The sequence below is a fragment of the Flavobacteriales bacterium genome (assembly GCA_025210295.1).
Taxonomy (GTDB): Bacteria; Bacteroidota; Bacteroidia; order Flavobacteriales_D; family Parvicellaceae; genus S010-51.
Genome location: JAOASC010000033.1, coordinates 215,754 through 224,166 on the forward strand (window position 1 = coordinate 215,754; position 8,413 = coordinate 224,166).

Annotated in this window: 8 protein-coding genes; 2 read left to right on the forward strand and 6 right to left on the reverse strand. The window is 33.9% G+C overall.

The annotated features are described in order from the left end of the window. Positions 1-16: 16 nt before the first annotated feature. A complete protein-coding gene (locus N4A35_11040; GenBank protein ID MCT4581945.1) occupies positions 17-1,276 on the forward strand; it encodes a hypothetical protein in 1,260 nt (419 codons plus the stop codon). Between the two features lie 8 nt (positions 1,277-1,284). After that, entirely contained in the window at positions 1,285-1,926 is a 642-nt protein-coding gene (locus N4A35_11045; GenBank protein ID MCT4581946.1) for a hypothetical protein, read from the forward strand. A gap of 4 nt (positions 1,927-1,930) precedes the next feature. Here N4A35_11045 and N4A35_11050 read toward each other — a convergent pair whose 3' ends face one another. From N4A35_11050 to N4A35_11075, 6 genes are all read right to left on the reverse strand, one after another. Continuing rightward, a complete protein-coding gene (locus N4A35_11050; GenBank protein MCT4581947.1) occupies positions 1,931-2,059 on the reverse strand; it encodes a hypothetical protein in 129 nt (42 codons plus the stop codon). Between the two features lie 21 nt (positions 2,060-2,080). Then, positions 2,081-2,761, reverse strand: coding sequence for a DUF4919 domain-containing protein (locus N4A35_11055; protein ID MCT4581948.1), 681 nt, complete (start codon positions 2,759-2,761; stop codon positions 2,081-2,083). Positions 2,762-2,844: 83 nt separating this feature from the next. Beyond that, a complete protein-coding gene (locus tag N4A35_11060; GenBank protein MCT4581949.1) occupies positions 2,845-5,268 on the reverse strand; it encodes a TonB-dependent receptor in 2,424 nt (807 codons plus the stop codon). Continuing rightward, positions 5,261-6,616 (reverse strand): HTTM domain-containing protein, encoded by a 1,356-nt coding sequence (locus tag N4A35_11065; protein ID MCT4581950.1) that lies wholly within the window; start codon positions 6,614-6,616, stop codon positions 5,261-5,263. The genes N4A35_11060 and N4A35_11065 overlap by 8 nt, the downstream gene beginning before the upstream one ends. Before the next feature lie 21 nt (positions 6,617-6,637). Next, positions 6,638-7,822 carry an imelysin family protein gene (locus N4A35_11070; GenBank protein MCT4581951.1) on the reverse strand — a complete coding sequence of 395 codons (1,185 nt, stop codon included), beginning with the start codon at positions 7,820-7,822 and terminating at the stop codon, positions 6,638-6,640. Further along, entirely contained in the window at positions 7,819-8,256 is a 438-nt protein-coding gene (locus tag N4A35_11075; GenBank protein MCT4581952.1) for a heme-binding domain-containing protein, read from the reverse strand. The genes N4A35_11070 and N4A35_11075 overlap by 4 nt, the downstream gene beginning before the upstream one ends. Between the last annotated feature and the right edge of the window lie 157 nt (positions 8,257-8,413).

An 8,413-nucleotide genomic window follows, 5' to 3' on the forward strand; every position in this document is an offset into this window, starting at 1 on the left:
CATAAAAATTACCGTTATGAAAAATATTCTACTTTTTACCAGTTTTATTTTGATCTTGATGTCTTGTACCAAAACTCAAGGTGAAATTTCAATGACTTATGAGAAAGCCACAGCGGTTTATGGTGATTTAGAAGCAATTCGCTCTTTGCCTTTAATTAAAGTACAGCAGACGCTAAAAAATCCAGGGAAAATCTATATTGGTGAAGATTACATCCTGGTTGGAGAAGAGGGGGAAGGAATTCATATTTTTGACAACAGTAATATGACTAATCCAATCCGATTGTCTTTTCTACAAATACCTTTTAACAAAGAGTTTTTTGTTAAAGACAATGTTTTATACGCTGAGTCTTTATATGATTTCTTAAAAATTGATATTTCTAATGTTTACCAACCACAATTAATTAGCAGAGCTAGAGATGTTTTTGGAACACCATACAAAAACGATAAAGGAGAAGCTTTAATTGCTTTTAGTTATGAAATGGCTACTGATGTTTTTGAACTCAATAGTCCTGAGGCTGATGAAATTAAGAGACAAGGAAAAATGCACCTGGATTATTTGGATAATGTTATACCGACTTCAACAATTCCATCTTCATTTACTAGTACATCAAATGGTGTGGGAACATTAAATAGAATAGCGGTAGAGTATAACCATATTTATGTTTTAGGAGGAAACACATTGCATGTGTTGAGTAATGGAGGGGCTGCAATTATCCATCAAAATGATATTAAACTGGATGACGGTATGGAAACGATATATGCCGATAATAACCGTTTGTATATTGGTTCAGAAGATGCAATGCTAACGTATAATGTCAATAACCCAAGTAGACCATCTAAAGTTTCTGAGTTTTCACATACTACCGCTTGTGATCCAGTTTTACCTAATGGGAATGTCGCTTATATGACGTTAAGATCTGTAGATAACGCTGGGTGTAATGTCGCAGATGAAAACTCTTTGACCGTTGTAGATATGTCTAATGAACACGAACCAGAAAGTATTCAGACAATAGAAATGGAAAGTCCTTATGGAATGACTATGTTAGGTTGGTACTTGGTAGTTGGTGAGGGAACCAATGGATTGGCAATATTTGATGCTTCTAATCCATCAGATTTAGTCGAAGTGGCTCGAGTAACAGGAATAGAAGCTTATGATGTGATGCGTCATCCATCTAATCCTTATATTTTAATGACCACGAGCAGTGCTGGATTAGAGCAGTTTGAGATTGATTATAATACTTTCCAATTAACCCCATTAAGCGTGGTGAATTATTAAGCATAATCATGTTGAATTTCAGAAAAATAATTTTAGTTTCAATTTTATTGCCTTTGCTTTCATGGGCTTCCACCCCAGAAAGCAAAGGTGGTGAGATTTCCAACTTGTTGCTTCCGCTCAAGACCAGTGTTTATGAAGGGCCAAACATCACTTTTAATCACCGTCCTTATCTAGGTTTTGGAATCAGAAACTTTATGTTGGATTATAGTGGAACAGTTCAGTTTAAAAACTGGGCGGAATTAGGAGTTGGAATTGGATATCACAGTAATTCAGCAAAGTTTTATTCAGCATCAGATAAACATACTGTAAGAGTCAATTCATTGCCAACATATATTACAGCTATTATCTATCCTTATCACGATAATAATAGAGCTTTTTATGTTAAAGGAAATTACGGAATTCCCAATAACTTTAGCGGAGCTAAAAACCAAAATGATGGAAGTATTGCCGCTAGAATGTTTCAAGGAGGAATAGGCTATAAGCACTATGATTATAATTCCAATCGCTCATGGTATGTAGAGTTGTCACAGTATTCAACAATGGCAAAAGGAAGCTATAAAGATCTTGATACTTACAATGCCACTATTGATTACAATTTACAGTTTTATGGAATTGTAGTAGCTATAGGAGTGAATTTGAATGGAGGGTAATGATTTACATCGTCCCCATTCTTGTTTTTACACCTTTTCTTCCGTCGCATTTACGTGGAGCCTTCTTTGAAGCACTACAAGAGGCCAAAAATAAAGTGATTAGTCCTAATATGATTCCTTTTTTGATGTTCATAAGCGGTAAATTTAAGGTTTACTATTGTTTAGAATAAAAATCATTTTCATAGGCTTTTTTTAGAGCTTTGTTATCGTTCTCATATGAAAAACCTTCATTAAAGTACAAGTGTTTATAGCCTTCTTTTTGGTTTGTAAATTCATATTTTAATGTACTTCTTGCTGATGAAATATATTTTCTAGTATATTTATCATCAGCTTGATAATCATAATAACCTAATATTGTAATGATATCATAAATATCTTCTTCCGAATTTAAATAAATGGGGTTGTTTTTCTTTTTACCATCTCCATAACTTAACATTGCATCAAGTATAATGTTTAATTGCGTTGTTAGTTTTTCTTTTAGTTCAACTTCATTTTTGTACTTTGCTCGAAGAATTAAAAACTCTATATTTCCAATGTCGAAAGGGAATTCTTTTAAACCTTGGACGCTAATTGCTGTATCACGAAAAAGAGAGTACGGATTATTATATTTATTATACTCAAACCCATCTTGTAGATAGTATCCATAGTATAAATGTCTTTTTTCTTCTAATGTTAGCGTCTTATCTGCATTGAAGTATCGTTCCATTAGTTTGCCATAATAATAAATAGAGGTACTGTCGTTAATATTTTTTTTTATTTTCTTAAAGTTAGGTCCCTTAGCGTATGACAATATACCAATGCAACAGGCGATAATAATTAAAAAAAATACTTTCATTTTACTGGATTTTTATAACTCTATGAATAAGAGTTGGATTAATATACTCTTTATAACTGTAAAATGTTACAATGGTTACAAGCTTAAATTTTCACTTGCAAAGTCAAAAAGTAATTACGGGGAGGAGAAGGAATAATTCCAGGGCCAGGATAGGCTGTTGCTCTTCGAGTAAAATAAATACTGTTGGTAAGGTTATTAATTCCTGTTTCTAATTGTAAACGTTTCCATTTATATTTTACCGACCAATCTACAATAGAATAGGCGGGAATTAACCCATTCACTGCATTAGCTTGCTGCTCTGTATTGGTTGCGTCAGAAAAATGCTCTGAAGTGTAAGAATATTGAATTTGAGTACTAAAATCTTTATATCCTATTCTTAAGCCTGTTTTAAAAGTAAACTCTGGTACTAATTCTACCTTTTTATTTTCATAAGCAGGTTCTAGTGAGTTAACGTAGCGCGCATCGGTAAATGCAGTGTTAACAAAAGTTCTTACAGATAGTTTTGAAGTGTCATTAATCAGTAGTTTCCACCAATCAACAGCAATCATTCCCTCTATACCTTTGGTGAGTGATTGAGAGATGTTTGTTCGGTACTGATAGACATTAAATAACACAGGATCTGTTTTGATGGCTGTTCCAATTCGGTTGTTATATGCTAATAAGAAGAGGGAGATGTCGTAGTTGACTTTATTTCCTATCAAACCTCTTGTTCCAAAATCAAAATTATAGCCCTTTTCATCTTCTAAATTAGGGTCAATCCTAAAATTAGGGTTTTGAATCTGCATATCGGTAAAGTTAATACTTCGGTAGTTCTGAGAAGCATTGGCATAAAACTCTAATGAATCGTTGAGTTTATAGTTAAGTCCAATACCTCCAATTAGAAAAGCTCGATTGTTGGTTTGATTATCGATGACTTGTTCGTCAAAAACAATGTTTCCCGCCAAGTCACGAACAGTATTTCTGTACCATCCATTAGCATTGGTATTAATAGATTCGAAGCGAATACCAGGAGTAATGCTAAAGTGTTTGGATAGTGCAAAAATATGTTCTACAAAAACTGAAATATTTTGACTAGGGAATTCGTAGTCTGATCCTTCAACATAATTGGGATTTAAATATTCAAAATGTGGTTGGTCGGTGCTGTCGGCGTAACCTTGTAGGCTATGATTGTAGCCTTTGTAATACCTAGCTCCAACAACAAACGCCCAGATTTGATCTTTTATAGAATAAGTTTTTAATAAACGTGTTTCGTTTCCAAAATTCATGAACTCTCCCAAAATATAATCTCTTTCTGTAAGTGGGTCAACTCTATTAATTTGTTCCAGTACCCCTAAAGCTTTTCTGTTGGCAATTAGCCCAAAAAAGCGACTGTTTAAACGTGTAGTTGAACTAAATTCATGGTTGAATTGTAAAGCCGCTAAATTCCAATCTACTTTAAACCAGTTTCTTGTTCGATATGAAGTATCTGGCGTGGTGTTGAATTGTAAATCAGTTAAGCCACCTGGTTGGTGAGCAAGGTAGTTCATTTTGGTAAATTCTATATTGGCACTTGTTTTTTCGTTAAATAGATATTGGGCATTTAGACCTGCTGCATAAACATCAAATTCCGAATTTGGTCTAAAGTCATTCCCTGTTTTATATTGCCCATAAACATAATAGTTCCACCTTTTCTTGCTTCCCCCAAGTTCTAGAAAGGTATTAGAAAGCCCAAAAGAACCCACAGTTTGTCGTATCGTTCCTTCTAGTTGTTTTTCTTCATTTCCTGTTTTTAATACAAAATTTAATAGTCCACCAAATTGAGTCCCAAATTGTAAGGCTGCAGCCCCACGAATTAATTGTATTTTTTCAACAGCTTCAGTAGGAGGAGTATAATATGTTTCAGGATACCCTAGAGCATCAGCACTAATGTCATAACCATTCTGACGTGTGTTGTAGTTCGAGGTTCTACTTGGGTTAAGCCCTCTTCCTCCAATTCCTAATTGAATCCCTGCGCCATCACTTTCCCAAATATTTAATCCAGGTATTTGAGCATATATTTGCCGCCCCTGGTTAATGGCTTTGTTTCCTCCTGTTTCTTCAACCGAAATAACTTCGTTCTTTTTTCCTTGACTGATTAATACGCCTTCAATTGGTCGCATTCTGTTGGTAGGTCCTACTAAGTCTTTTTTCTCTTCTGTAATGTCAACTCCATCAATTTCGTAGGCCAATTCTTTGAGAGAAACATTTTGTTTAATACTCGATTTGTCGATCGTGACGATCTTCTTTTGAGCTTCAAATCCTAGCGTATGGAAAGTGATTTCATAACTGCCAAAAGGTATGGAGTCAGTCTGATAGTTTCCTTTTATGTCAGTATAATAAGTTTTGTTAATGGCTGGGATGGCAATTACTTTTTGATCCTCAATTGACTGTGTTTTTGTGGTGATTTTACCAAAAACAACCCCTTTGTTTTGTGAAAATGAAACAAAAGAACAGAAGAGTAATATGTTGAAGAATAAAAACCTATTCATAAGGTAAAATCCAAGTTTTAGAAACAAAGCCTCTTTTTTCTTTAGCAAGGTCTACTGTTGTGTCAATAAAATCTCTGCTTCCTTTGTTGAACAAAGATACTTTAACTGACGCATATACTTCGGGATTTTCTATTTTTTCAGTTTTATTTTCTATTGGATAAGTATAATTTTGATATTCTTTAGCTAAGTGATGTGCAAATTGTAAAATCATGTCGGGTTGCGTTGCCATCATTTTTTCTTGTTGAGGAGTTAAATAGTCAGCATTGTTGATAATCAATTTGCGATTGTTTTCAGGGTCCTTTATGGTAAATTCAGCGTAGCCTACTTTTTCAATTAACATGACACGCCAACTAAAACGAAAACCTTGTTCTGTCCAAAATAATTTACCATCATAAAGTAAATATCTAAATGGAAGCAAAAGTTGAATACTAACAAATAGAATAATTAAGTTTTGCGTTATTTTTCTTGATGGGGTTCTTCGATTTAAAATTGGAGGATGTGTAGGGTGTGGTTGTAATAATGAAAGGATGTTTCTATGAAACTGTGGAGAGAAGAAAATTAAAGTGCTTACTATCATTACGAATGGGAAAACCCCAATAGGAAACATAGATGCTGTTATTACATGAAAAAATACAACAAGAAAATATCCGTATATTCTTAAACGATTATGGAGTAATATAAAAGGGATAGACAAATCAAATAACATACCGCCCCAACTAAATAGATAGGCAGTAATGTCATACTGCATTAATGACCCTACAAGCGGTAAATCCGTTTGGTGCTTTAACCAATTGATTAAAGGTTGAGCTTCGAAAAGCCAGTGGTAATTAATTTTTGCTACACCTGCAAAAAAATAAACCACCCCAAGTTGAAATTTGATGATGTTGATTGTCCAACTCGGAACAGTTAATTTTTCTTTTACGACTTTGAAGTAAACATCTAGGGAAAAGTATTTGTTGGCTGGTAGAAATATAAGAATGAAGCTAACAAGACTAATGAAGTAGTAATGATTGAGATAGTTGGTCTTGTCGATTAATTCAATATAGGTAAATATTAGAAAATAGGTGATTGATGCTATTCGGTAAAGCCCTCCAAAAGTGATCAATAAACTAGAAAAGAGCAATATTATGAATAGGATATACATCCCAGATTCACTTAAAGGTTTTACCCAGTCAAAACCATAATAAGTAAAAAAGTAGGTGGGCTGAACATATAAATCATAGACCCAACCTTTATACATGAAGCGAGCTGTGCTAAAAAACAATAATAACCCAAAAAAGATTCTAAAAACAACTAATGTTGAAATGTCTTTTTCTTGATTAAAGAAACGATCTAGCAAATTCTTCATGATAAAAACGAGCAATAGCAATTAATCTCCGTCATTGTCTTGGTAGGTGATTAATACACCTAAGGCAGAGGTTAAATCTACCTTGATTAATGGAACCAATTTTTGCATTTCTTGATAAGTAACCATAACTTGAGAAGAGTTGTTGACAACCTCATCAGAAAGTGGATTAGCGTGTGTATTTAACGCTGTAATAATTGTCGTGATTTGATTTTCTATTGTTGTTTCTAGAGCGTTACCACTAGCGTCTTTTGCAGCTACAAAGTTGATGTAATCATCTAACCCTTGCCCTTCAGTATTATCATTGTAATTGTTCCCTTTTACAAACTTTCTAAATGCATCCATTACAGCTATAGCATATTCAACGGAGTTACTCGAATATAGAGCTTCTACATGTCCAGGCATTGGTTGTTGAGAAAACCCATTAAAAACACCTGCAGGAAGACCTACTTTTCCTTTTCTAATATAAGATTCGTAATGCTGACTTAAAGCATTTACTAAGATACTAACTGAACTCCCTTGGGAATTATCGTTACTGTTACTTTTAAAAGATTGACTGTATGAATTATTCCAGTTGTTAAGAACTGTTGATGCGTTAGTTTTTAATTCACTTGTAATTGCTGTAAGGTAGTTTTGAGCTTCAGAAGTATTGATAAAATAATCTACAACTTCTTGCGCATTGTTTCCAGTGCCATATAAAAGGTAGTCAAGGGCTTGAAGGCCTTTTGCGTCAAAATTATTTGGTAGCTGTAAATTATAAGAGCCACTTGCAATATTAGAATTTACTAATACTGTATCTATTGGGTAGATGTTTGTTTGCGCTTTTAAGCTGATATCAGAAGCAGGACCAAAGTCAATAAATGATACGCCTTGCCAACTTATACATGCAGATTTCCATGCAGCTCTTATCTCGGTAAGTGTTGCAATGGATGGAGCGCCAGTAAAAGCAGTTGATTTGTTTTCTAACTCAATAACAGTCGTTTCATAGTTGGTGTAAGCAGGAATAATATAATTGTCTGCTAAATTGGTTAACATTTTAGTACGATCGTATTCTCCAACGGTATTGTATTCACATGAACCATCATCCTTTTTAGCTTTTTCATCATAGTTACTCGCATTGGAGTCGGTGCATCCCTTTCTTTTGCAGGAGTTCAGAGTTATGTTGGTAACAGCTGTGATAAGAATTAAATATAAAAATTTGTTTTTCATCGCATTTGATTTTTAAACCATTGTGCTAAGGTAATGATTTGTTCGTTAGATAATCTGGCTTCTTTATGCATGAGAGCGTATCCTGAAGTTGGCATTTTATGCCTTTCCAGTTCTTCATAGCATTCTTCCAATTTGTGATTGGCTTTTTTGAGTGAGTAGGAGCTCCATTCCGAAAAGTTTAAATGGTGCTTTGCTTCTTTAATATGATGTTCTATAAACCATGATACTGGAGCAATTTCTGAATACCATGGGTAATGGGTAGTATTAGAATGACAGTCATAGCAAGCAGATTTGACCATCGTTTTAATTTCTTCGGGTGCTTTTGTAAGCGCTAAGAAGTCGTTTTCGGCAACAAAAAGCGCGTTGTTTTTTTCTATTCTAATAAACTGAATAAGAATAAAAAGTACAACTATGATAATGAGAGCTCTTTTCAAGAGTTTAAATTATATGTAAAAAGAAACATTGGAATATTCCAATGTTTCTTTTTATTAAAGCGTAATTAATAAAAAAATTAAAGACTACTTACATAGCTCGTTAATCCTGTTTTACTAGCAACTGTATTAATTGCAGCATCAAGGTTGGTAATAGTAA